Here is a 23,792-nt window from a genome sequence, read left to right as displayed (position 1 = left end):
GGCCGCGAGTACCCGTGTGCGGCCAGACGGTCGAGCGGTCAAGGCTCAGGATGTGGTGCCTGGCCCGGGAGCGGGGTCCGCGCGCAGCTTGGCGAGGGCGAGCTGGGCCTCCACCCGTGCGATCAGTTCCCGCGCGGTGAACGGCTTGACGATGTAGTCGTGCGCGCCGGCAGCCAGCCCGGCGACGGTCGAGCCCGGATCGGCCAGCGCGGTCAGCAGGATCACCGGCGTCGCGCGGTGCCGAGGATCCGTACGGATCTGGGTGAGCAGGGCCAGGCCGTCCAGCTCGGGCATCATGACGTCGCTGAGCACGAGGTCGAAGCCGCGCTCGACGAGCGCGTCCAGCGCCTGCCGGCCGTCGGCGACCGCGGTCACCTCGTAGCGGTCGGAGAGCAGCCGCCGCACGTAGGCGCGCATGTCCGGGTTGTCGTCGACCAGCAGCACCGCGGGCTTGCGGCCGGGCAATCCGGGTGCGGGCGGCGCGGCATCCTGGATGCCCGCCGGCAGGTCTTGCCCGTTGAGCCACAGCTCCGCCTCCTCCGCGAACGCACGCCGGTGCTCGTTTCGGGCCTCCGGGTGATCGTCGGCGGTCGGTTCTGTCGGCCGCCGCTGGGTCAGCGGCAACCACACGGTGAACCGGCTGCCCCTCCCGACCATGCTTCGCACCCGGACTGTGCCGCGATGCAGGCGGGCGAGCTGCTGCACCAGCGCCAACCCGAGCCCCGAGCCCTCATGGCTGCGGGCTCGTGCCCCGCGGACCCGGTGGAAGCGGGTGAACAGTAGCGGCAGCTGGTCGGCGGCGATGCCGATGCCGGTGTCGACGACTTCGAGCTCGACGTGATTCGGCCGTAGCCGCAGAGCGACGGTGATCGACCCGGTGAAGGTGTGCTTGAGCGCGTTGGAGATGAGGTTGAGGACGATGCGTTCCCACATCTCCGGATCGACGGGCACGGTCCGCGGAAGCAGCGGACAGTCCACTACCAGCTCCAATCCCGCCTTCTCGACCGCGGACCGGAACACCCCGGCGAGGTCGGTGGTGAGAGCGGCCAGGTCGACGTCCTCCAGCCGCAGCCGCCGGCGGCCGTGTTCGAGCTGCGCGAACTCCAGCAGCGTGTTGACGAGCCTGAGCATGCGCAGCGCGTTGCGGTGCGCGAGCCGGACCGCGGTGTGCACCTCGTCGGGCCGCAGGCCCGCGGCCGGGGTGTCGAGCAACTGCTCGAGCGGGCCGAGGGTCAGGGTCAACGGCGTGCGAAATTCGTGACTGACGCCGGCGAAGAACTCGGTCTTGTCCCGGTCCAACGCCGTGAGTGCGGCGATCCGCTCGCGGGCCTCCTGACGACGCCGGGCGGCGGTCAGGGACGCGCCCACCTGCTCGGCGACGAGGTCGAAAAACGATCGGTAGGTCACAGTGAGCGGGATCCGGGCGCTGACCCCGAGAACGATCACGGCTGCGGTGGAGCCATCCGGGTGCCGGCCGGCCGGCAGCACGAGCGCCTTCGTGGGCTGCTCCGGGTGCGGCCCGCAGACCAGGCCGCGGAACCCGTCAGGCAGGTCGGCCACCACGTGCGGCTCGGCCCGTCGCACCACGGCGGAGATCGGCCATGCCGTCGCATCGGACACCGACATCCGGCGCGGGGCGGCAACACCGCCCGGCTCCAGGCCGACCGCTGCCGCCAGGTGCAGCTTGATACCAGCGCGTTCCACCAGGTAGAGCAGCGCGAACGGCACGTCCTCGGGGTCGTCGGCCAGCACGGCGGCGACCCGGTCGCACACCACTGACTCCGCGTCCCCCTCGACGAGAGCCCCGGTCGCCAGCCGGTGCAGCACACGCAGCCGTCGGCCGCCCTGCACCTGGTGCGTGGTGTCGACGACGGTGGCCAGCAGACCGGCGATCTCCGGTCCCTCGTAGAGAGGGCTGTAGCTGAAAGTGAAGAACGCTTCCTCCAGCTCGCCGTCGCGCATGTAGGGCGTGGGCTGGTCATGCTGCAGCAGGCCGCGCCCGGTATCGCGGATCCGCCGGAACAGGGGATCGTTCAGGTGCGCGGTCTCGGGGAAAGCTGACGCTGCGGAACGGCCCAGGACTGTCGGGTGCTTGCCGCCGATGATGTCGCGGTAGGCGTCGTTGTAGAGCAGCACGAGGTCGCGGCCCCACAACACGCACATGGCCAGGTCGCTGCCCAGCGCCATCGCCAGCGTCGAGCGCAGCACCGGCGACCAGCGCTCGACGGGGCCCAGTGCCGAGTGGGTCCAGTCGGTCGCCGCCATCAGTGCGCCCATCTCGCCGCCCGAGGCGAACACCGCTTCGGCGGCCACGAGCTCGGGAAGCGGCAGGGACCGGCCCAGCCCGATCACTCGGTCCAGCATTCCGGGGATCTCCGCGAGAGGCAGGACGAGGTCGGCGAGCCCGGCCCGGACGACCGAGCCCGGCATACCGCTGGCCGTGGCGGTCTCCTCGTCCTCGGCGACCACGGTGCCACCCGTGTTGCGCACCGTCCGGGCCCCCGCCGTGCCGTCGCTGCCGGCTCCGGTGAGCACGATCGCCAGCAGGTGGTGGCCCAGTGCGTCGGCAGCCGAGGAGAAGAGTTCATCGACAAGCCCGAGCGACGACCTGGCCTCGTGCCCGCGGACGGTGAAGGTGCCGTCCGGTTCCCACCGCACCAGCGACCGCGGCGGACACAGGTGCACCACGTTCGGCTCGACCGGCCCGCCGTCCGTGGCCCACCTCACCGGCAGGCGAGACGTCCGGCCGAGCACCTTCTCGAGACGGGACGCCGACGGGCTGATGTGGTGCGCGACGACGATCGGCACGTCGACCAGATCCTGCACACGCCCGAGCACCAACTGCAAGGCCTCGATCCCGCCGAGCGACGAGCCGACGACGACGCCTTGATACCGTCCTGCCATGCGCTTCAGTCTGAACCACGCCCCACCGTTCGGTGTAGGCGCGGGTGGGCAGACGCAGCCGGCCTACCTGCTCAATGGCTGCTACGGCGCGCCGTAACGACCTTCCAGGCTGCGGTACCGGGCATCGACGCCGGCCTGTTCACCCTCGACACGCTCGGGTGGTCCGCCGTCCTGGACATCCAGGTCGACCCCCTCGACTAGATCATCGTCTCGCGGGTATCCCGGCACTACGACTGACAAACCCGAGCGGAACCGGCCACAGCGCCGCGGCACCTGGACCAAGGACGGGTAAACACGGCGAGAAGTCGACGCCCAAGACACCGGACCGAGCCACGCAGCTCGGGGTGCCACCACGGCCGTACGAAACGCTGCGGCGCAGACCGCTACCGGGACAGAAGGTCACGTCAGCGCCCGGCCTTTCCGGTCCCCGCGTCAGGGAAGCCGTCGCCGTCGCCGCATGGTGACGCCGATCGGACGGTCATCGCCGGCTCAAATCCTCGGCCGTGTTGTCGGCCAGCATCGAGCCGAGCCCGGCGATGACAGCCAGCCTGCGCAGGAAGGCACTCGCACCCGTAGCGGTCACCCTGACGTGGCGTGCCTGGGCCGCCTCGTACACCGATCGCAGCACTCGCAGGGCGGCCGCGTCCAGCAGCGGCACCTCCCCGAGTTCCAGCGTGACCCGGGCACAGGCCGGCTGGTGGCGGATCAACTCCAGCAGCGCCACCCGCAGCCGGTCGGCGTTGTCCCGGTCGACCTCGCCGACGACACTGATCTGCAGCTCACCGCGGGCCGGCAGCCGGGTGTGCAGGGCGAACAGTTCTTCCGGCGCGTCGCCGGTCACCGGCCAGCGCGGCACCTGATCGGTCAGCAGACCCGCACGCAGCCACGACAGCGCGCGGGCCAGCAGCCGCGACACATGCATCTGGGAGATTCCGAGCCCCGCGGCGATCTCGGTCTGCGTCCGGCGCTCGTAGAAAGTGGCGTGCACGATCCGGCGTTCCCGGCTGGGCAGATAGTCGAGCAGTTCGGTGACAGTGAGCCGGTCCGCGGCGTCCTCGAGCCTGCCGTCGGGATTGCCCAGGGTGTCGCCCAGCAGCAGATCCCCTTCGCCGATCGGGGTGCTCAGCGACACCGGCCGGAACGCGCTGCCGGCGCTCCGGATCCGCGAGATCTCATCGGCCGGTACGCCCACCTGCCCGGCCAGTTCGGCATCGGTGGGACGCCGGTGCAATTCCCGGGTCAGCTCGTTCTCCAGGCACGTCAGCTCGAGCAGCGCCTCCTGCATGCGGCGGGGCACATGCACCGCCCAGGCGTGGTCGCGGAAGTGACGCTTGAGCTCACCGCGGATCGTGTTGACGGCGTAGGCGGTGAACGAGCCACGCTCGGGGTCGTACCGGTTCACCGCCTTGACCAGGCCGACCCGAGCCACCTGAACCAGATCCGCGTACGGCTCGGAACCGCCCCGGTAGCGGCGGGCCAGCCGTTCCGCCATCGGCAGCACCGCGCGGATCATGTCCTCGCGCAACCGTTCCGCCCGAGCGCTGTCGGCCGTGGCACACGCGTCGGCGTAGCGCAGGGCGATCTCGTCGTAGTCCTCCCGCTGAGGGGCAACAAGAACCTCTCGTTGGTACGGCATCGGCGTCCCCCATACAGCTACGTATCGACCCTCACGTAGTGCCGTGCCCTGAGCCGTGGACCCAAACGGATCACCGCAAGACATTTACGGCGGACGTTCCAGCACCATGTACCCGGCCTCGCCGCCCACGCTGCGGGTCCGGGACCGCTCCAGCCGGTCGGCGTCGCTGTACGGCAACGCGGCCAGCTCGCCGCGGAACCGCTGCGACGGCTCCACCACACTGTCGTAAAACCCGGGCACGGTGATCCGGCCCTTGTCGTCGTGCAGCTGAGCCAGCAGCCGGCTCATCTCCAGCACCGGGTTCGGCGCCGGCCCGGACACCGCCCCGCTGTACACGTCCTGCAGCGGCCCCAAGATTTCCAGCTTCGCCAGCATCGTGCCGCGCATACTGACGCACACCGCCGGATGATCTGCCCGCCACAGCAGGGTGTCGGAGAAGACGATCAGATCGGCGCCGACCCGATCCCGGTTGTCCTGCAGAAGCTGCCGCAGGTGCGCCGACCCCGTCTCCTCCTCCCCCTCCACCAATACCTTCACGTTCACCGCGGGATGGGCGCGGCCGGTGGCCGCCAGGTGAGCACGCAGACCCCACACGTGCGCAAGAGCCTGGCCCTTGGCATCCGACGCGCCACGCCCGTAGAGGTACCCGTCACGGATCTTCGGGTCGAACGGTGCGGTCTCGTCCCACTCCTCGTCCTTGGCGGCACGAACGTCATGGTGGCTGTAGATCAGGACCGTCGGGGCGTCGGGTTCGGCGCACCATGCGGCGTAGACCGCTGGGCCGTCCTCGGTGTCCCACACCTGGACCGACGGAAAGCCCGTCTCGCGCAACGCCGCCGCCAGCCAGTTCGCCGACCGCCGCAAATTCACCACATGCTCCGGAACTCCGGGCGACCGACGGAATCCGGACCCACTCCGCCAGCTCGGCAACCACGGCATCCCGATGCTCCGCCAGGAAGTCCCGCACAGTCGTGGCTACTGATGATCCCCCTATCCGCCCCGCCGGGGCCACTGCGTCCAAAAGGCTCACGATCGCCTGCCGTCGCGCCCGGCTACCCCCGAACGGAGTCCCTATGCACAACGGGGCGCTCATCGAGATCCCCCGTGAACTTGTGCAGCGTTCGCACACGGCGCACGAGCCTGCCGGAGATCGGTGACCGGCCGCTGCTGTCTTCACCTTTCATGTACCCGCCTGGTGCCACGACGTCGACACCTGCCCGTTTGAGGCGTCGTATGTTGGGTATCGATGCCGGGGTTCTTGCAAGCCCGGAAAACCGGCGTACCTCCGATTGGTGGGTGTGCAGGATGGAGGGGCGGCCGTGGTGACAGCGGTACCGGTCGCGCGCGCCGCGTTGGACTCACGTGCTCTCGGCGAAGTTCAGGAGCTGATGAGTCAGCGGTATGTCGAGCACCGCGCCCGGGTGGGGGGGCACCGCCGGGGCTTCGCCGATCACAGCCGGTTCACCGCCGCTTACCGAACCTCCTACGGTCGGCTGCCCCGACAGACCCTGCACACCTAGCCCGGACGCACCGGCAGGCGCGTACAGAATTAGTGGCGCCCTTCAAATTCTCCATCACCACGTCCGCCTGAGGACAACCGACGCAGCGCCACCCGCGCCGCAAGTAAGGGCCCTGCAGATCAGCCGCCTCCCGGCTCTGTGAGACAAGCGGCGTACTACGTGCACCGTCAACGAAGCCCTCAATTTGGGCCCCGTTCAAGCGCACTTCTTTCCGATGTGGTCACTGGATGGTGTTTTCCGGGTAACCGGGATCTACCGTCTCGTGGGTCAGTGACACCAGGGACAGGATCATGTCAGCAGGGCTGCCGGTCGGGGCGTAGAGCCGCAGTCGGGTCTTGCTGGCCTGGTGCAGGGCGGTGAGCCGGTGCAGGGCGGCGACGCCGGCGCTGGCCAGGTGGGTGACACCGGTGAGGTCGACGGTCAGCGTTCGCACGCCGGCGGATCCGGCGGTGCGTACGGCGCGGTCGAACTCGTCCGCCGTGACTGTGTCGATCGGCCCGTCGACGCGGATTCGTGGCTGCGGGGCGTGCGGCTGGTCGAGGATCAGCAGTAGCTCGTTCTGCGCGGCGGGGCGGACGGCCGGGGCGGGGGCGAGGTCGGCGGTGCTCAGCAGCCGAGCGCGGTGGTGCACGCGGTACGTGATGGTGGCGGTGGTGCCCTGCTCGTCGTGTGTCAGGCGCAGGTCGTCGACGAGTTGCGAGCTCAGGTGCAGGCCCAGGCCACGGTCGGCCGACGGTGCGGGCTCGCGCCATCGGCCCCGATCGGTGACCTGGGCGTGGATGTGGCCGGTGTCGGTGAGGTCGGCGGTGACGGTGAACCAATGTTCGTCCGGCGAGTCGATCCAGGCGTGGTCGATCACGTTGGCGGCCAGTTCGATAACCGCGTGCCGGATCGCGTCGGCATCATGTGCGCCGACGCGGGCGGTGTCCAGCCAAGCCTGCAACCGCACCCGTAGCTCGGTCAGCGTCTCGGAGCGGGCCGGGACTCGCAGATCGAGCCGGGCCGGCGCGGTGACTCGCTGAGCGGCAAGCATCGTGATGTCGTCGCTGTGCCCGCTGCCGCGGGTCAGTAGTTCCACGGTCTGGATGGTCAGACGGTCCACCGCTGTGGGGAACTGGCCGTGGAAGATGCGGTCGGCCGCTGACTCCGTCGCCACCCGGGCCAGTTCGACGGTGCTCTGTGGCACGTCGCGGCCGGGCCGTTCCAGGATCCCGTCGGTGTAGAGCAGCAGTATCTCGCTGGTGCCGAGCTTCTCCTGGCTCACCGGGAACCGTGATCCGACGCCGAGCGGGCCGGCGCCGGTGGCCGGCAGGTACCGCGGCTCCTGCTCGCCGATCACCAGCGGCGGCGGATGGCCCGCCGTGCAGTACACCATCGTGCCGCAGCTCGGGTCGAGCACCACCACGCACACGGTGGTGGCTCGGCCGCCGGGGAGAGTGACGGCGATCCGGTCGACCGCGTCGATCGCGGCCGGCAGGTCACCGGTGGCCGCCAGCCGCTCACGCAGCACCACGCGCAGCTGACCCATCGTCGCTGACGCGGCCACCCCGTGCCCTACCACGTCGCCGACGATCAGCGCGAGCCGTCCGCCCGGCAGGGGGAACGCGTCGAACCAGTCGCCTCCGGCCGCGGTGTCGGCGTCTGCCAGCAGGTAGCTGGCGGCGATCTGTACCCGGGGCAGCACTGGCAGCGCGGTGGGCAGCAGTGCCGACTGGAGTTCCGCGACGACACCACGAGCGGCTTCGTAGCGCCTCTGGGCCTCGGCGGCCCGCCGCTGCATGGCCCGTTTCTCCAGTACTTGTTCGGTAATGTCCACCAGCATGATGTTCACGCCGGCGTTGACGCCGTCGGCCCCGGCGACCGGGCTGATCGTGAAGTCGATGAAGATGTCTTCCAGACCCGCGCCCCGATCGAGCTGGATGTGCCACTCCCGGCCGGATTGCACCTCGCCGGTCTCCAGCGCGCGATCCAGGTAGACGAACACTTCCTGAGCGAGAACCTCGGGGAAGACCTCACGTGCGGGCAAGCCGAGGATGGGACGCTCGGCGGAGAAGAAACGGTACGCCGCGTTCGCGGCCACGAAACGATGCTCGGTTCCCCGCGTCGTCCCCAAAGCGACCGGCAACTGCTCGTATGACTCACGAACAGCCTCAAGGTCGCCGGTGCCGTCCAAGTGTTGGGAGCCGTCGCTCATCGGCCCATAATGCTATGGCTTGGCGGAGCATGCCTGCCGCCTTCGAACCACGGCGCGGCGAGATCGGTGTCCGGCCCATCGCGACCAGCCCGCCGGGCATTACCGCGGCTCATCCCGGGCGCAGCGTCCGGCTGGGGGTGGTGCCGAACGTCTCGCGGTACAGAGCGGTGAAACGGCTGTGGTCGGCGAACCCCCAGCGGGCGGCGATCGCGGTGACCGTGGTCGTGGCGGGATCCGCGGCCATCAGGTCTTGATGGGCGTGTTCGAGGCGGACACGGCGCAGGTAGGCCGTCGGGGTGGTGTCCAGATGGCGGCGGAAGGCCAGCTGGATGGCGCGGACCGTGACGTGCGCGGCCGCGGCGATGTCGGCGGTGCTGATGTCGTCGGCGGGATGCGCTTCCAGGTAGGCGATCGCGCGGCGCAGGGTCGACGGCGAGGCGTCGTGGCGGTCCTCGATCGTCGGATCGGTCAGTGCGGTGTTCGCGAAGGTGGTCAGGGTGGCCGCGGCCAGCAGCCCGGCGATGCCCGACAGCATCAGCGGAGTCGTCGGGTGCGGGCCGGCGAGCAGCTCAGCGGCGTAGGTGCGAGTGGCCCACCAACTCGCGGCTGCCCGCTTCGAGACCGGTTCGAGGCTGGTGAAGCGGAGCGGTTCGGCGCGCCGTCCCGGCGCGGTGGCCGCGACCTTGGCGAGTGAGTCGGCGTCGATGATGCAGTTGTCCAGCGTGCCGGGGTGCCACCTCACGGTGTATGGCCGATTGGGGTGACTCATCAGGAACAGCGCACCCGGCTCGTAGCGCTGGGTGGTGCCGTCACAGCCGCGTTCGAGACGGGCCGACGAGTTACGGGTGACGACGATCTTGCGGAGAGCATCGATCTGGAACTTGAGGTCGGCGGACTGATGGGCGGTCTCCACCGCGAACGTCCCGGCGTCGACCCGCTCATGGCGCAGCACCGGCGGCGTTCCCGTGTCCCGCAATCGCATACCGGTGCCGTAGGCAGCGTTCAGAAACTCCTCGACCGTGTCGGTGCCGCGAAGTTCGATACTGCTCGTCTGTGCCGCGGGCTGTTCCATCTCGGATCTTCCACGCTCGCCGGGCAGGGCCTCGCCGGCCAATTTACCCGCCCGTGGCACCGTCCCAAACCGCCCGGACAGGTGAGCCGCAGCCCAGGCCCCGGTCACCGTCCGTGACCGCGTTCCGCGTGGCCTTGCCGAGCCTCGAGGTCAACGGCCTTCGCCGGTACGGGGACGCAGCGCCACGACGGGTCGGCCGAGGTTGTCCGCAGCGGCGGATTCGGCCGGGATGGACGCGGTGGGATCGGGCGGGCACAGCAGCCGTCGGGTGTCGCTGAGGTCCAGGAGCCGGGCGACGATGCCGCTGTCGTTGACGACGCGGAGGCTGCCGCCGCCGGTCAAGGCGAGCTCGCGGCAGGTGAGCAGGGCACGGATGGTCGCCGCGTCGAGATCGATGATATGCCGCACGACGATGACCAGGGTGTGCCGACCGGTACTCAGGGCCTGCTCGACGGCGGCCGTGAGCTGGTGACAGCTGCCGCGGTCGAACGACCCTCGCGCCTCCACCCGCGCGACGTGCGGATCTGCCGGATCGGCTACGAGCAGGCGAACGGACGGCATGTCGTTTTCGACCATTCTTACCTCCTGGTACCGGGAATGCCGACGGGCCGGCCTGGAACGCTACGCTTCCAGCTTTCCGCCATCATCACTGCCAGGACTACCTCATCAAACGATCCTTCCCGGCCGTGACCCGTGCACAGAACGAAACGTCGCCGCGAATGCGGCGGCAGCAGGATTGCCGGACGAATCGCGGGGAATGCCACCGAAGGACAGCGTGCTGAGGCAACGATGGTGCGTCGCGATGTGGTGGTGATCGGCGGGTCGGCGGGCTCGCACAAGCCGTTGAGACAGACGCTGGCGCGGCTACCGGCCGATCTGCCGGCCGTCGTGCTGGTGGCCGTGCACACCGCGCCCGGCGCACGAGGCGGGCTCGCCGACTCGCTGGCCTCGTCGTGCACTTTGCCGGTGCGGGCCGCCGTCGACGGCACCCGGCTGGAGCCGGGCTGTGTCCACCTGGCAGTCCCGGACCGGCATCTGATCATCGACGACGGCCACGTCCTGCGGCTCAGCGACGGACCGCGGCAGAACCGGGTACGCCCGGCCGTCGACGCGTTGTTCCGCTCGGCGGCCCGATGGTGCGGTCCCCGGGTCGTCGGCGTGGTCCTTTCGGGCAGCCTCGACGACGGCGCCGCCGGTCTGGCCGCGATCACCGCCGCGGGCGGAACCGCGCTGATCCAGGATCCCGCCGAGGCCCGTTTTCCCAGCATGCCGCAGGCCGCTCTGCGGATCGTGCCGGGCGCTGTGACCGTGCCGGCCCTCGACCTCGGCGACACCATCGCGGAGACGACCGGCAAACCGAGCACCACCGACGGCCGGCCGCCGGAACCCCTCATCTGGGAGACCGACATGATCGCGTACGGAGGATCGAACACTCCCGACCGTGGGCAACCCGTCGCCCTCGGCTGCCCGGAATGTACAGGCGGCATGTACGTGATCCGTACCGGACTGGCTGCCCACTACGTCTGTCACGTCGGCACTCGTACTCTCCGCAGTCACTGCTCGCGACGCGCGACAACAGCACCGAGGAGGCGATCTGGACCGCCGTCAGCGCCTTGCAGGAAAAAGCCATGATCATCGAAGAACTGGTCGCACAGTCCACGACCTCAGGTGACGTCACCGCCGCTGAGGCCTTCCGGGCAGAGGCCGAACGAGCCAACCGCGCAGCCTCGACGCTGCGGGAACACGTCAACCGGTCGGGTAACGACCACGCCAGATGATCTCCCGGCCGGCCTGCGCTCAGCCGCCGTTGAGCAGGCTGTCCGGCGGGGCCATGCTGGGGCCGGCGACAGCCGTGCGCACCGTCGGCGACAGTTGACACCAAGAAGGGCGACCGATGGCGACCTCGCAGCATCCCGAGCATGTCACGCCTCATCACCGGCCTCTGGCCGACGCCATCGTCGGCTTGGCCGAGACGCCGGACCATGTCTCCGGGGTCGAAATCCACCTGAAGGTGATCGCCGCTCTGGCCGCGGACCGGGTGGCCGCCGCGGACTATGCCTCCGTCACGACTCTGCAGGGCGATGAGTACACCACCGTCGCGGCCAGCAGTGACATCGCTTCGGCCGTCGACGAGGCCCAGATCGCCGACGGAGCCGGCCCCTGCCTGCAGGCGCTGGAGACCGGCGAACCGGTCGGCGTGACGGACACCAGGGCGACGATGGATTGGCCAGGCTTCCACGCGGTGGCACCCGCCCTCGGGCTGCAAGCGTCGGTCTCGGTTCCGCTGTACATCGGCCGCAGCACGCCGATAGCCGTGCTCAACCTCTACGGCCGCGACAGCAGCACGATGGAACCGCTGATCGTCGGAGTCGCTCACCTCTACGCCACCAGCCGTGAACTGGCTTTGGGAATCGATCCCCCGCCGGTGCGGGATCCCGGAGCTGCGAAGTTACTCGACGGGTACGCGCGGGCGCTCGCGGTGCGCACCTGCATCCAGCGCGCCGTGCGTCTGCTCACCGAGCTCGGGGGCCACAGCTCCGATGACGCCTACACGACCCTGTGCGAGCGTGCCGCGGAGCACGGCAACTCGCTGAGCGTCGAGGCGAAGGATCTCATCCACCGCAAGTGACTTCTCGCCCGGCTCGGGCCCGGGAGTTGCGGCCGGACCGAGGCCAGCACATGACGTGGCCAGACCAGGTCGAGCACGAACGCCGGTCCGTGATCAGGTGCGCCGGCGCAGGACCTTGATGCTGCGGCCGGACAACTCCATGGTGTCGGAAGCCATGAGGTCGCCAGCATCGTCAACAAGATCAAAGGCGCCATCGATTGACACGTACGGCGTGGGCCGGACCCGGATGGCGTCCGGCCCGGCTCACTTTCGGCCGATCAGGTCGAGCGGGACAGGGTCGCCCAGACGACCTTGCCTCCGTGGGCCGGCAGCGTCCCCCACCTGTGGGCCAGGCTTTGCACGAGCAGCAGCCCTCGCACGTCGAGGGGGTCCGCCGAGGCTGGTGCCGGCAGTACCGGCAGGGCGTCGCTGCCGTCGCGCACCGCCACGACCAGGTAGCGGCGGCCCATGGAAAGCCGCAGGTCGATCATCGTCTGGGCGTGCACGACTGCATTGCTGACCAGCTCGCCGACCACGACACTGGCCGGGCCGACCAGGTGCGGCAGCTCCCATCGCAGGCAGCCTTCGGTGACCAATGCGCGGGCGTGCCGGGCAGCGCCGGAGGTGGGTAGCAGGGTGTCCTTGATGGTGGAGGTCTGCTGCCGGATCGGCGCGTTCAGCGCCTGCTGCACGCTGGGGTGCACGGTGAGGCGCCGATATCCCTGGGAAAGCAGCTGTGCCAGCTGCGGATCCGGTGCTGCCAGCAGGACCGGGACGCCGGGCCAGTGCGAGGCCTGGCGGGCGGCGGCCAGGAACACCGAGGCCGCGGCGGCCTCGGTGACGACCATCTCGGCCAGGTCCACCACGAGCGCGTCCGGCTGCTCGACCAGGCATTTGAGCAGCGCGGTGCGGACCGCCGGGGCCGACGCCACGGACAGCTTCCCGCGGACGCGGACGAGCAGGCGCGTTCCTACCGGCTCGATCTCGCACTGAACATCAGACACTTCCCCATTGTCGCTCGCAATCGTGTGACCTGCCCAGTTCTTCCCGGCTCGCGCCGGACGGCGGTGCTTGCGCCGGTATGGCGTCGCCTCGGCACGGCGCGGACATACGGTGACGGCGGTAGGGTCGATGCGAAGGGTCTTCAACAGCGAGGACGACGTGAGCACCGCCGGGCAGGAGCCTTCCGTGACGTTCGCTTATTCTTCCGCGCCGCGTCTGCACATCGACGGCATCACACCTGCCGCCGACGGCTCCGTCCATTTGTGCCTCATCGGTGAGCTGGACCAGGAAGAGACCGACCGGCTGCACGCCGGCATCACGGACCTCGCCCACCGCTACGCCTCCGCGCCGATCCACATCGATGCGACCCGGCTGACGTTCCTCGACTCCGCCGGCATCCGCGCCCTGCTCATCTGCCGCAAAAGACTCGAACAGGCCGGCTCGCGGATGTCGATGCCGCGGGTGCACCCGCACGTCTTCCAGGTCCTGCAGATCACCGGCCTGCTCGACGTCTTCGGCGTCACCGAGCAGACCGCCGGCCCTGCCGGCGAGCCGACCGGCCACGCCGACGAGTTCATACCTGCCGCTTCCGGCGACGAGCGCGAAGCAGGCTGAATCAACCCACCCCGGCAGCGCCACATCGATCTCGTTGAGGACCAGCAGCTCCGGCGGTGTTCCGGCACCGATCCCGTGCAGCACGCCGTGCACTGTGGTGATCTGCCCGAAGGCGTCCGGCGCCGACCGGATGAGCGACGACACCACCGCCTGCCGCGGCCTCTCATCCGCATGGTTTGCCAGTGATCCACCGGGGTAGCCAGCGCCGGCATCCCGGCGCCCGCGACAAGGGACGATGACCCATGGCAACCATGATCACCGCCGGCCGGCCGGTCACCCGGACCATGCCGGCGCCGGCGCTCACCATCGGCGTGGAGGAGGAATTCCTGCTGCTCGACCCGGTCACCGGAGCCAACCTGCCGATTGCCGATCAGGTGGCCGCCGCACTGCCGGAGTCGGTGCGGCCGCGCAGCCGCCGCGAGATGCGGCGCAGCATGCTGGAACTGGTCACCGGAGTGTGCACCGGCCTGAACGAGGTCCGGGCGCAGCTGTCCGAGCAGCGCCGGGCCGCCGCCGACGCGGCCGAGGCGGCCGGGGCCCGGCTGGTGGCCGTCGGCGCCACACCGGTCGCCGAGCTGGATTCGAGTATGCCCGCCGGGCAGCGCTATCACGATCTTGCCGACCGGTACGGCCCGGTCGCCGCGGACCCGGCCGCGTGCGGGCTGCACGTGCACGTCGGCGTCGCCGACCGTGAACTCGCCGTGCAGGTGTGCAACCACCTGCAGGTGTGGCTGCCGGTGGTCCGTGCGTTGACCTCGAACTCCCCGTTGTTCCTCGGGGTCGACACCGGGCACGCGAGCTGGCGGTCGGTGCAACTGCTGCGCTGGCCCAGCATCGGACCGACGCCTTATTTCGCCTCAGCGCGCGACTACGGCCGTACCGTCGAAGATCTGATCTCTTCTTCCATGGTGCTCGACGAAGCATCGATCTACTGGTACGCCAGACTCTCCCCCACCTACCCGACCGTCGAGATCCGGGTCGGCGACGTCTGCACCGACCTCGACGACACCGTCCTGGTGACCGCGCTCGTGCGGGCCGCCGTCGCCACGGCCATCGCCGACATCCCGGGCCGGGATCCCCGCAGCGCGGCCCCGCGACTGCGTGCTGGCCGCCGCGAACTGGCGCTCGGCCCGCTACGGGCTCAGCGGCGACCTGGTCGACCTGCGGCTCGGGCGCGCCCGGCCCGCGTGGGAGCTCGTCGACGAGTTCTTCGCCACGGTCAGCCCCGCCCTGTTGAAGTCCGGTGATCTGGAGCTGGTGGTCGACGGGCTGAGACGGCTGCGGGACCGCGGGGACGGCGCCACCCGGCAGCGAGCCATCCACCGCGCGACCGGCGATGTGCGGGCGGTGCTGACCGCTCTGGCCGCCTGGACCCGGGCCGGTTGAACGCGTCATGAGGGGCCTGCCCGGCTGTTGTGGAGCGCGCGGGACGAAGCCGCTGCCCGCTAGGCACCTAGCGTGATGCAATCAGCGTTTTGCGAAAGCATCGTCCGGTGGCGGGTCAGCTGATCGGCGCGGAGCTGATCGGCGCGCCGTGGCGGTGCGTTCGATCATCTGGTCGGCAATGACGGCGCGCTGGTGAGCACGATCGTAGGCTCGTTCGGCGTCAGCGCGCATGGCTTCGGCTCGGGACCACGCGGCATCGGCACCGCCTTTGTCCCCCCCTGCCGCGCTTCATGGAACCCGTGGCCCTGACGCCCGGTGGCGCCACCGGGAGCCCTTCGTCCGCCGGTTCAAGAATCGCGTCATGCACCTCAAGGGTGCCAGCGCCACACACGGCGCCGTCACCGTATCAATGTCCAGGCGATGCCACCGCCGGCCCCACTGAGCGTGGACTTTGTTCGGGTGCGGGCCCGCATCCACCAGCCGACACCCGTACGGCGGCCGACCACCCAGATGCCGGCCCTGCGCCCGGACCTGCGCCGCCATCGCCGCCGCAGTGCGGAACCGATTGCGCAGCACCTCACGCTGCGACTGGTGACCCAGCATGCTCAGCACCGCCCGATGCTCGGGTTCACCCAGGTCAACCGGCCCCTCCACTTCCGGCAGCCACGACTGCACGCCGTACGCGTTGAGCTGCGCGATGGTCGACTGCGCCTGCCCCGCCGCGAACCCGCGCTCGAACTCCGCCAGCACCACCGGGTGGTGGTCACGGCAAGTGAGCTGACCGAGCAGGATCAGCTCACGGCCGTCGCGAACTTGAACTGCAGCAGCCGCTCCACCGGCTCGAACCCCGGCCGGTCGCCCACACCGGCCCACCCCGCCGTCACACTTCCCGCCATCGCCGCAGCAAGTGCCGGAGTCAGCGACGCCCACCACGGGTGCAGCGGAGAGCGCCGCTTCAGAGATCGCTCAGCTTGACCACAGGGAGGTTAGCGACAGTCACCAGCCCGTACCCCCACCGTGCCGAACGAGGTGATCCGCCGTGGCCTTTGCTATCGCCGCCTTCCATAGCGCCGAAGGCCGGCAGGCGGTCCAGGCGCTGCTGGCGCGTTCGGGTCACACGGTGGCGCATTTCCGTACCGGCGCGGCCGCCGTCGCCGGGGCCCTCGCCAAACGACCGGACATAATGATCGCCGACACCCGGCTGGCGGACATGAGCCCGGTACAACTCGGTGACGCCTTACGGGCCCGGCCGGAGACTGCCGGCATCCCGCTCATACTGTGCGGATCGGTAGACGCCGAGTCCAAGCGGATGGCGCAAGACCTGCACCAACGGGTGTTCCGGGCGCTGCTGACCCCCCGAAGCCTCCAATCGGTGATCAGCGCCGCGCTCGCGGTGCGAGGCGGCAGCCCGGATGCCGCGGTAGCCCCGAGATCGGCCGGCGACACCCCCACCGCCGCCGCGCCCGCCACGGGTGAGCAGTGGAGAGTGCTCCTGGTGGAGGACGATGACTCCATCGCCGATCCGCTGGTCGAAGGCCTCGCCCGATATGGGATCACGGCTGACCGGGTAGCCACCGGAGTCGCAGCGCTCGCCGCCCCGCCGGCGACCATGGTGTTGCTGGACTTAGGGTTGCCGGACATCGACGGCATCGACGTCTTCCAGCAACTACGCCACACCACCGACGTACCCGTGATCATGCTGACGGCGCGCGGTGACGAAGCCGACCGGGTGCGCGGCTTGGAGCTGGGTGCGGACGACTATCTGGGCAAGCCGTTCAGCATCCGCGAGTTGGTGGCTCGGATGCGGGCGGTGAACCGCCGCAGCACGACAGCCGCGGCGAACCAAGGCCGGATCACTGCGCCGACAGGACTCCGATGACCCGCCGACTGCTGGCAACCTATGTAACGTTTGCCCTGCTCATCCTCCTGGGCCTCGAAGTGCCCCTGGGCTACGCACAAAGCCGCAACGAGCAAAACCAGGCTTTCGAGCAGCTCGAACACGACGCCGAGGTACTCGCCGCCTTCATCGACTCCGCGCTGGCGCGCAACGACATGCTCCAGATCGAGGTGCTCGCGCGCGAGTCGGCGCAACGCCTTGGCGGAAACGTGGAAGTCATGGACGCCCACGGCCAGATTCTGGCCAGCACATACCCTCCGGAGCGACCGGCTGACAGCCCCACAGCACGCTCCGACGTCGATGCGGTGCTACGCGGACAAGGCAGAGTCAGCGCACGGATGTCGACGGCAGCGGACGTGCGGACGATGTCAGTGGTCGTGTCCGTACACCCGGGTCTGCAGCCACACGGCGCGCTGGAAGTCAACGTGCCGGCCACCGCGGTGACGACACGCGTGCAGCACTTTGAACTCATGCTGGCCGCAGCCGGCATACTCCTGCTGGCGGCGGCCGCCGGCACGGCGTTTGCGCTCGCGCGATGGATCAGCAGACCGATCCGGGCGCTGGAACTGGCCACCCGGACGTTGGCAGACGGCCCGCTCCCGGTGACGCTGCCCGTCGACTCGGGCCCGCCGGAAGTGCGACGCCTGGCAGTCACCTACAAGACGACCGCGGAGAGGTTGAACACGCTGATCACCTCGCAACGCTCGTTCAACGGCCATGCCTCCCATCAGCTGAAAACACCGCTGGCAGCCCTGCGCCTACGACTGGAGAACCTCGAACCCGACATCGCGGCCGACGGCCACAACAACCTGCAAGCGGCCTTGCACGAGACTGACCGTTTGGCACGGATGGTCGAGCTGCTGCTGGCGATGGCGCGAGCTGAGCAGAGCGCATTGCCCCAGGAAGACGGTTTCCTGACCGATACCATCGACAGGCGAATCTGCTTCTGGGAGCCCTTGGCCATCAGCCGCGGTATCCACCTGGCCACATCCGGCCCGGTGGATGTCGGCGTTCGAGCGGTCCCCACCGCCATCGAACAGATCATCGACAATTTGGTTTCCAACGCCCTCCGCGTTGCCCCCCACGGAAGCACGGTCACCATCAGCTGGCACGTGATAGACCAGGCCGACTCAGCCCCGGAGGTCGAACTCCACGTCATCGACGAAGGACCCGGACTCACCGCAGAACAACGAACACAAGCTCTCGTGCCCTTCTGGCGAGCACCCAGCGCCGGCACGGGGGGAACCGGACTCGGCCTCGCCCTGGTACGTGCCCTCGCCGTAGCCAGTGGCGGTACTGCGGAACTGCGACCAAGCGGAACCGGTGGTATCGACGCAGTGGTCAGACTCCCCGCCGGCTCTGGCCGTAGCCATCAACAGCTCTCCGCGATGCCCTCGAACTGACCTGCCCTCTTATCGGCGTGATGCGACGCACTATCGCCCGAACCGATCGAGGTACTGCTGCCGAATCGCATCGAGCCGCTCCTTGGTATCTTCGGCCGACCAGAAGGCCCAGCCGTTGCCAGCCACGCCCACCGCGTCCTCCATCGCCTTACTGGGCGCGCTTGCGACGCCGGCTGCAGTCTCGATCCGTCCGTCCGGGCGGACCCGGGCGTAGTACATCTGGCCACGTCGGCGGCCGAAGAGTCTGTCGCCCGCGCTCAGTAAGCCGGTCTGGACCAAGTCCTGGAACCGGACTCCGTAGCGGGTGCGCCTCCCAGTCGCCACCGGTCCGGGCGCCGGTGGCGGCGCCAGTCCGAGCGCATCCAGGCTCCAGATCTTCTTGGCGATTTCGCGGTAGAAACGACCGCGAGCGTCGATGAACGGCTCCAACGCGGTGCTCGGGTCATAGGTGGCGATCATGGCGAACAGGCCTTCGCTGGTGAGGAACTTCCGGAGCCGGACGTTGCCTCGTTGGAAGAAGTCCGGGTTGAGCATCCCGGCCAATCGCGTGTCCTTCCGGTACATCGCGAGCTTGTCCTCCAAGAGCATCCCCCCATAGCTTCCGTTGTCCAGGCCGTCCAGTAGCAGAAGCGCCCCGATCCGATTCCGCAGGAAGCCGTAGTAGCGAGCGTCCGGCACCTTGTGTGCATACTTCGACGCCGTGCTGGTGAAGAGATGCTCGATCTCGAAGTCGCGGTCATGGTGCCGGCGCAGCAGGAAGCGGTCGGTGGGATCCGTTTCCCCATTGGTCGCGCCCATCTCGACCCACGCGGTCAGACGGGTCAGCACGTAATGCACGAATCTTCGCTTGGTGTCGTAGCGCAGTTCCGAGATGAGGTCCAGCCGGACTGGCCAGTCTGCGGCCTGGTCCCCGAGTACACGGCCGAGCTCCTGAACCGACTCGGACAGCCGCACTGCGGGCATCACCGAGGAGACAAGCTCATCGACGTGCCTTTGCTCGACCGATTCGTCACCAAGCGTCTGCGTCACATAGAAAAGGTCCAGAAAATTGGCTACCAGACCGGCCTTCTGCTTTCGCTCGATCTCCGAATCGCCAGACCTCAGCGCGGCAAGGGTGAGATCGAACTGTTCGGCAATGCCGTTGAAAGCGTTGTACCGCACCGCCCGCAGACCCGGGTTGATCTCGGATCGCGCGCGTAGCATGGTGACGTACGTGGTGTGGAACGGGTAGAGCACCTCGGTCACCAGGCGGGCCCGATCGCCGCTCTTGCGGTTGGGCCAGATCTCGCGCTCGTGCACCCGCACCCACTCGTGAGTCGCATCGTTCAGGCTCGGCCCCGGCCTTCCCACGGCCTCAGGGAACCTCGCCCGGAAGACGGCGCGCAAATAGGCGAAAGCGGCCCCTTTCTCGACGTCCTCCAGAGCCGACACCATCGTGGTCCACGCGCCTTCGATCTCGCTTGGATCCTCTTCGGCATCACTGAGCAGAAAGCGCTTGAGATGATCCATCGGCGAGAGACGAACCCCGCAGTCGTTGATCGACTGGAACATCTCCTCGGCACGTTCCCGGTCCCCCGCATCCATCACGACCAGGGAGACCCGGTAGAGCAACCAGTCAATGAACATGATCAGGACATCGCCGCGCAGCTGTGCGGGGTAATGAAGATCGATGTACTGGTACGCCTGCCAGATACGCCGGACTGATGGCCGGGCACCGGCAACATCGAACCCACGACCGTTCAGCAGAGCGTTGAAGCAGGCGTCGTACTCGTCGACATCCACGCGGAACGTGCGCCTGCCGAACCGCTCGGACATGATCAAGGTCAAAAGCTGGCCGGCCTTGCTCCTCGCCTTCGGCGCCGCCACCGCCTGCCGATGGAGATAGATCAACAACAGCAGTAGCGTGATGATGCGCTGCTGGCCGTCAACCAGCGAGGTGCGTCCGTCCGCGGTGCAGATGATGTACGGACCGAGGAAGTACGGATCGTAGGACTTCACGTCACCCAGCGAATGCTCATCACTCAATTGGTCGAGAAACTTTCGGGAGAGATCGTTCATCAGCCGCGCGACCTGCGGCTCCTCCCAGACATACTCGCGCTGGTAGTAGTCGAGACCGAACGACTCCGTACCAAACAACGCGTCAACGGACTGCTCGCGGGCACTGACCAGCTTCTTGCCACCGCGACTCCTGGCCATGACAGCCCCGGCTACAGGGCCACGACCGCTTTGGCGGCCACCACCGGTTCACCGCCGCCACGCCAGAGGTACCCGGAGCGCACGACCCGGACAACGGTCCCCGGATTGGGCATCGTCACTTCGGCCTCGTGAGAGTCCGGGTCGAACGGGACCGTCTCACCGGGCCGGCCCAGCGGCCAGAGCCGCTTGCGGCGCGTCTCATCCATCAAGAGCTTCGCCACCTCAGCAATGGTGTCGCCGCGAGACTGCAGGACCTCAACAGCCACGGCGAGATCGGCGACCAGCCTGGCCTCCTCGAACTCGTGACTCGTCGGCCCGGAGACGGTCGACTCGCCGGCATCGAGAGCAGCCGCCACATTCTGCACGAGAGGTTGAACCAACCACGGCGGCAGCTTCGCGAGTAGGTTTCCCGCCAGCACGTCGAGGGAGTCCCGGGCGGGCTTCCGCTCGACAGACCAGCCGTACTTGCCGTTGGCGGCGGTGATCTGTGGATGCAGCTTGAGGGCGCGCTGAAAAGCCGTCCAACGGCGATCGACATCTGCCTTCTTGACACCGGCCTCGACCAGCAGCGCCTTGATGGCTTGCGCGCGGATCGGCTCAGGCGAGGTTCGGATCACCTCGAGGAATACGGCTCCATGATCGTCCGCGAACTGCTTGACGAGGATTGTCGTATCCAACGCTTATTACCCCCAAACCCGACGTACACGTACTCGCATGCTAAACAGGCGGATTGAAGACAGTCACTGTCAGCGTTGTGACATCCGCTTGGCGTAGCCATGTGTAGAAGGAACTGCTACGCCAGCTGACGCATGGACACCGAACAACTCATCGGCGCGCTGATCCCGCCCATCCTCCAGCCAGCCCGCCTCTTGCCACCATCAACGTGGGGTGTCCCATAGACGGCGTCGATGCACCCCGGGTCGGTTCATCTACATCTGAGTCTTAAGCGAAGGAGGTCGTCGGGATCGCGAGGAAGCGCCTCGGCACTCCGGCCTGGCGGCGGACCGAAGTCCGCCGCCAGGTCTCACTCTTGGTCAGTCATAGTCGCCGACCAGGGCATCACCAGGAAGACTGAGTACCGGCAGGTTGCCCGGCAATGCGAGCGGGTGCGGCTCACCCGTCAGCCCGGACAGCGCCGTCGCGATCTCCTGCAGAGTTGCCTTCACGTAGCGAGCGGTCGCGCCGGCGTCGTTCGGCGTTTCGGCTGACCGGCATAGACGAGCGCGACGGCCTCCCGGCGCTGCCCTTGCCGGTCCGGCAGGGTCAGCCGGGGAACCAGCGGCGGCAGCGGAACCGACCTCGCCACGGCCACCACCAGCCAAAACGCCCGGCTGCCGCACAACACACGGATGCTGTGGACGCGTGGTCTAGTGTGACTCTGTTACCAAAACGGGCATAGTGTGTCAGATACACCGTATAGGGGTGAGAGTCCCCCTCCGAACACAGCTCCACTAGGTATACAGGTGCACCTCAGGCCCGGTCTCCCGACCGGGTCTGATGCGTTTCAGGGAACTGGTAGGGGAATCGTATTACGTCAGCCGGTGAGTGACGGTTTGATACGTCGGGATGCGGGTGCTGACCAGGTCTCGCGTTGTGCACGCCGCTTTTCCATGACGAGCAGTTCGGCCTTGCGTTCGTTTACTGGTCTGTACCGGCCGCGCTTGCTTCAGGGCCGGCGACCAAACGGGGGCGGAGCCGAAGCCCCGCCCGCCGCTGCGGCGATTACCGCCGGTCGAATTCGTTGGCTTTGACGCCCGCTACGAAGGCATCCCACTCGGCCGCCGTGAAGATCAGCGCCGGGCCGGACCGGTTCTTCGAGTCCCGGACGCCGACCTTGTTGTTCTCCAGGAACGCGGTCTCGACGCAGTGGCCGGCGGCGCCGCTGTAGCTGCTCTTGAACCAGATAGTGCTGCTGTTCATGATGTTTCCCTTCGCTCGCCCCCTCAGCTCCCCGAGGGGGAGTCTCATGCGGGCGGCTCTGCAGGCCGCTCCATCAGCGTGTAGATCGAATCCCGCATGTGCCGCACGTAAAACGTCCGCAGCAGGGGTATCGCCGTGGACGGCTCGACCTGGACGCCTCGGACGTACCGGCCGGCTTGACCATGCCGGCGTCACCGGGCTGCGGCACGGCTGAACCAGCCCTGTCGGCGCGGAAACATGAGCACCACGGGTTGCCCGACAGATTCGGCACAGCGGCTAGGTGGCGTCCGCAAGCTGGATCGACGAGTCGACATGCTCGTGCGGCTCGTACTCGATCCGCTCGATGATCGCCCCTCGACCGGGCCTCAGCGTTGCCGAGTTGACGCAGCGGTGCGGCCGGTCATGGGAAGTCCGCAGGCGATCACCGGAAGGACGACCCCCGGGGAAACGTCGGGGCATTTCATCGCCCGCCGCAGGTCAGATGCATCGAAGCGACGGGAAGACGCCGTCCGGGTGAGTTCACTCGGGCCGCTGCCCTGTTGCGGATACTCGCGGCCGCCGGTGGTGGCAGTGCCGCCCTTGGCCGCGACCAGGACGATGTTGCTCCTGGCGGTCCCGGCCTATACCCCAGATGTCGAGTTCGCCGGGTTTCGGATCGTCATTTTGCGGCCCCGCCCAATAGGGCATCGCGCGTGTTGCCGGCTCCGCAAGCTCGGGCGTACTGCCTCCCCGAGATCTTCGACCCGATGTGGACACGTGGTCAGGGCTTGTGTACGGCCCACTTGGTGCACGCCGAGCCGTACTTTGCCTGGCGGTCGATGTCGGGGTTGAACACGCGGTCGGTGAGCCAATGGCGCTCGCCGTCTCCGGACTCGACATTCTGCATTTCGTACGACTGGATGACGCCGCGGTGGCCCGGGGCGGCGTAGGGCTTCTCGCTGCCGTGGTGCCAGTTTCCGAGGTCGGCGCAGAAGGTGACCCGCTGGCGATCGGGGGCCATCTGTTCCACGCCCACGCTCTTGACCCAGATCGGGCCGGCCCAGGGGTCCTCGATCGGCGACGTGGAGGTTATGAACGGGGCGAATACCGATGCGTAGTAGTCATCGGTGTACAGGTAGCGTCCGATCGGGAGGATGGGAGCCCAGTCGGTGGCCTGCTTCTCCCAATGGAGGAACGCGAAACTGCGCCGGGCGGCGAGGACCTCTTCAGTGTCGGGTGTGCTGGTCACATCCCAGGTGATCGGTTGGTTTGCGGTCCCGTTCATCGGCACTTTCCGGTATGCCTCGTCGAACGTCATGGATGGTGTGCCGGCACTGCCGTTGGCTGCGGGAGGGGTGGTCTTGTCGCCTCGTGGGTGTTCAACGGTGCAGGCGGCGAGGGTGAGCCCTACGGTCGTGACCAGTGTTGCCGCAGTCAGCGCTTTCCGAGAGGTCAAGGTC

General features: G+C 68.4%; 19 protein-coding genes and 1 pseudogene. 8 read left to right on the top strand and 12 right to left on the bottom strand.

The annotated features are described in order from the left end of the window. Positions 1-45 precede the first annotated feature (45 nt). The 6 genes from ACSP50_RS10850 to ACSP50_RS10820 all read right to left on the bottom strand — a co-directional run bounded on the left by ACSP50_RS10850 (position 46) and on the right by ACSP50_RS10820 (position 9,902). Positions 46-2,904, bottom strand: a complete 2,859-nt coding sequence (locus tag ACSP50_RS10850) for a chemotaxis protein CheB (protein WP_014689229.1) — start codon at positions 2,902-2,904, stop codon at positions 46-48. Positions 2,905-3,382: 478 nt separating this feature from the next. Continuing rightward, positions 3,383-4,540 carry a sigma-70 family RNA polymerase sigma factor gene (locus ACSP50_RS10845; RefSeq protein WP_014689228.1) on the bottom strand — a complete coding sequence of 386 codons (1,158 nt, stop codon included), beginning with the start codon at positions 4,538-4,540 and terminating at the stop codon, positions 3,383-3,385. Positions 4,541-4,624: 84 nt separating this feature from the next. Then, a complete protein-coding gene (locus ACSP50_RS10840; protein WP_231956899.1) occupies positions 4,625-5,410 on the bottom strand; it encodes a M20/M25/M40 family metallo-hydrolase in 786 nt (261 codons plus the stop codon). An 870-nt stretch (positions 5,411-6,280) separates the two neighbouring features. Next, positions 6,281-8,140, bottom strand: a complete 1,860-nt coding sequence (locus ACSP50_RS10830; RefSeq protein WP_231956898.1) for a SpoIIE family protein phosphatase — start codon at positions 8,138-8,140, stop codon at positions 6,281-6,283. A 223-nt stretch (positions 8,141-8,363) separates the two neighbouring features. Continuing rightward, positions 8,364-9,326 carry a helix-turn-helix transcriptional regulator gene (locus tag ACSP50_RS10825; RefSeq protein WP_014689224.1) on the bottom strand — a complete coding sequence of 321 codons (963 nt, stop codon included), beginning with the start codon at positions 9,324-9,326 and terminating at the stop codon, positions 8,364-8,366. A 150-nt stretch (positions 9,327-9,476) separates the two neighbouring features. Then, positions 9,477-9,902, bottom strand: a complete 426-nt coding sequence (locus ACSP50_RS10820) for an STAS domain-containing protein (protein ID WP_014689223.1) — start codon at positions 9,900-9,902, stop codon at positions 9,477-9,479. A gap of 213 nt (positions 9,903-10,115) precedes the next feature. On the opposite strand from ACSP50_RS10820, the gene ACSP50_RS10815 reads away from it, so the two are divergent. The 3 genes from ACSP50_RS10815 to ACSP50_RS10810 all read left to right on the top strand — a co-directional run bounded on the left by ACSP50_RS10815 (position 10,116) and on the right by ACSP50_RS10810 (position 11,955). Next, complete coding sequence (locus tag ACSP50_RS10815; protein WP_014689222.1) at positions 10,116-10,958, top strand: chemotaxis protein CheB; 843 nt, start codon at positions 10,116-10,118, stop codon at positions 10,956-10,958. Then, on the top strand, positions 10,955-11,104 hold the full coding sequence (locus tag ACSP50_RS43825) for a hypothetical protein (protein WP_014689221.1): 150 nt from the start codon (positions 10,955-10,957) through the stop codon (positions 11,102-11,104). Before ACSP50_RS10815 ends, ACSP50_RS43825 begins: the two co-directional genes overlap by 4 nt. Positions 11,105-11,220: 116 nt before the next feature. Beyond that, a complete protein-coding gene (locus ACSP50_RS10810) occupies positions 11,221-11,955 on the top strand; it encodes a GAF domain-containing protein (protein WP_014689219.1) in 735 nt (244 codons plus the stop codon). Between the two features lie 257 nt (positions 11,956-12,212). Here ACSP50_RS10810 and ACSP50_RS10805 read toward each other — a convergent pair whose 3' ends face one another. After that, positions 12,213-12,938: an STAS domain-containing protein gene (locus ACSP50_RS10805; RefSeq protein ID WP_043511197.1), complete on the bottom strand. Its 726-nt coding sequence runs from the start codon at positions 12,936-12,938 to the stop codon at positions 12,213-12,215. Between the two features lie 184 nt (positions 12,939-13,122). Between ACSP50_RS10805 and ACSP50_RS10800 the strand changes: the two genes are divergently transcribed. The 5 genes and pseudogenes from ACSP50_RS10800 to ACSP50_RS10780 all read left to right on the top strand — a co-directional run bounded on the left by ACSP50_RS10800 (position 13,123) and on the right by ACSP50_RS10780 (position 18,237). Further along, positions 13,123-13,551, top strand: a complete 429-nt coding sequence (locus tag ACSP50_RS10800) for an STAS domain-containing protein (protein WP_231956897.1) — start codon at positions 13,123-13,125, stop codon at positions 13,549-13,551. A 251-nt stretch (positions 13,552-13,802) separates the two neighbouring features. After that, positions 13,803-14,937, top strand: a pseudogene (locus tag ACSP50_RS10795) (glutamate--cysteine ligase). Between the two features lie 459 nt (positions 14,938-15,396). Beyond that, the gene (locus ACSP50_RS41715) at positions 15,397-15,912 is read left to right on the top strand and encodes a hypothetical protein (protein WP_155123471.1); all 516 of its coding nucleotides are present in this window, start codon (positions 15,397-15,399) and stop codon (positions 15,910-15,912) included. A 397-nt stretch (positions 15,913-16,309) separates the two neighbouring features. After that, on the top strand, positions 16,310-16,816 hold the full coding sequence (locus tag ACSP50_RS10785; RefSeq protein WP_231956896.1) for a response regulator transcription factor: 507 nt from the start codon (positions 16,310-16,312) through the stop codon (positions 16,814-16,816). Beyond that, complete coding sequence (locus ACSP50_RS10780; protein ID WP_014689213.1) at positions 16,813-18,237, top strand: HAMP domain-containing sensor histidine kinase; 1,425 nt, start codon at positions 16,813-16,815, stop codon at positions 18,235-18,237. The genes ACSP50_RS10785 and ACSP50_RS10780 overlap by 4 nt, the downstream gene beginning before the upstream one ends. Positions 18,238-18,267: 30 nt before the next feature. Here ACSP50_RS10780 and ACSP50_RS10775 read toward each other — a convergent pair whose 3' ends face one another. The 5 genes from ACSP50_RS10775 to ACSP50_RS10755 all read right to left on the bottom strand — a co-directional run bounded on the left by ACSP50_RS10775 (position 18,268) and on the right by ACSP50_RS10755 (position 23,788). After that, a complete protein-coding gene (locus ACSP50_RS10775; RefSeq protein ID WP_014689212.1) occupies positions 18,268-20,433 on the bottom strand; it encodes a DUF262 domain-containing protein in 2,166 nt (721 codons plus the stop codon). 11 nt (positions 20,434-20,444) lie between these two features. Beyond that, complete coding sequence (locus ACSP50_RS10770) at positions 20,445-21,110, bottom strand: hypothetical protein (RefSeq protein ID WP_014689211.1); 666 nt, start codon at positions 21,108-21,110, stop codon at positions 20,445-20,447. Between the two features lie 357 nt (positions 21,111-21,467). Beyond that, positions 21,468-21,599 carry a hypothetical protein gene (locus ACSP50_RS44575; RefSeq protein ID WP_255344728.1) on the bottom strand — a complete coding sequence of 44 codons (132 nt, stop codon included), beginning with the start codon at positions 21,597-21,599 and terminating at the stop codon, positions 21,468-21,470. Between the two features lie 556 nt (positions 21,600-22,155). Next, complete coding sequence (locus ACSP50_RS10760; protein WP_043511192.1) at positions 22,156-22,353, bottom strand: DUF397 domain-containing protein; 198 nt, start codon at positions 22,351-22,353, stop codon at positions 22,156-22,158. A gap of 760 nt (positions 22,354-23,113) precedes the next feature. Further along, entirely contained in the window at positions 23,114-23,788 is a 675-nt protein-coding gene (locus ACSP50_RS10755) for a hypothetical protein (RefSeq protein WP_231956895.1), read from the bottom strand. Positions 23,789-23,792 lie beyond the last annotated feature (4 nt).

Source organism: Actinoplanes sp. SE50/110, assembly GCF_900119315.1.
GTDB lineage: Bacteria > Actinomycetota > Actinomycetes > Mycobacteriales > Micromonosporaceae > Actinoplanes.
This window is presented reverse-complemented; position numbering and strand designations above follow the sequence as displayed.

Coding starts and splice junctions, on each gene's coding strand:
- ACSP50_RS10850 (WP_014689229.1), bottom strand. CDS start 2,904: ATGGCAGGACGGTATCAAGGCGTCGTCGTCGGCTCGTCGCTCGGCGGG.
- ACSP50_RS10845 (WP_014689228.1), bottom strand. CDS start 4,540: ATGCCGTACCAACGAGAGGTTCTTGTTGCCCCTCAGCGGGAGGACTAC.
- ACSP50_RS10825 (WP_014689224.1), bottom strand. CDS start 9,326: ATGGAACAGCCCGCGGCACAGACGAGCAGTATCGAACTTCGCGGCACC.
- ACSP50_RS10820 (WP_014689223.1), bottom strand. CDS start 9,902: ATGGTCGAAAACGACATGCCGTCCGTTCGCCTGCTCGTAGCCGATCCG.
- ACSP50_RS10815 (WP_014689222.1), top strand. CDS start 10,116: ATGGTGCGTCGCGATGTGGTGGTGATCGGCGGGTCGGCGGGCTCGCAC.
- ACSP50_RS43825 (WP_014689221.1), top strand. CDS start 10,955: ATGATCATCGAAGAACTGGTCGCACAGTCCACGACCTCAGGTGACGTC.
- ACSP50_RS10810 (WP_014689219.1), top strand. CDS start 11,221: ATGGCGACCTCGCAGCATCCCGAGCATGTCACGCCTCATCACCGGCCT.
- ACSP50_RS10780 (WP_014689213.1), top strand. CDS start 16,813: ATGACCCGCCGACTGCTGGCAACCTATGTAACGTTTGCCCTGCTCATC.
- ACSP50_RS10775 (WP_014689212.1), bottom strand. CDS start 20,433: ATGGCCAGGAGTCGCGGTGGCAAGAAGCTGGTCAGTGCCCGCGAGCAG.
- ACSP50_RS10760 (WP_043511192.1), bottom strand. CDS start 22,353: ATGAACAGCAGCACTATCTGGTTCAAGAGCAGCTACAGCGGCGCCGCC.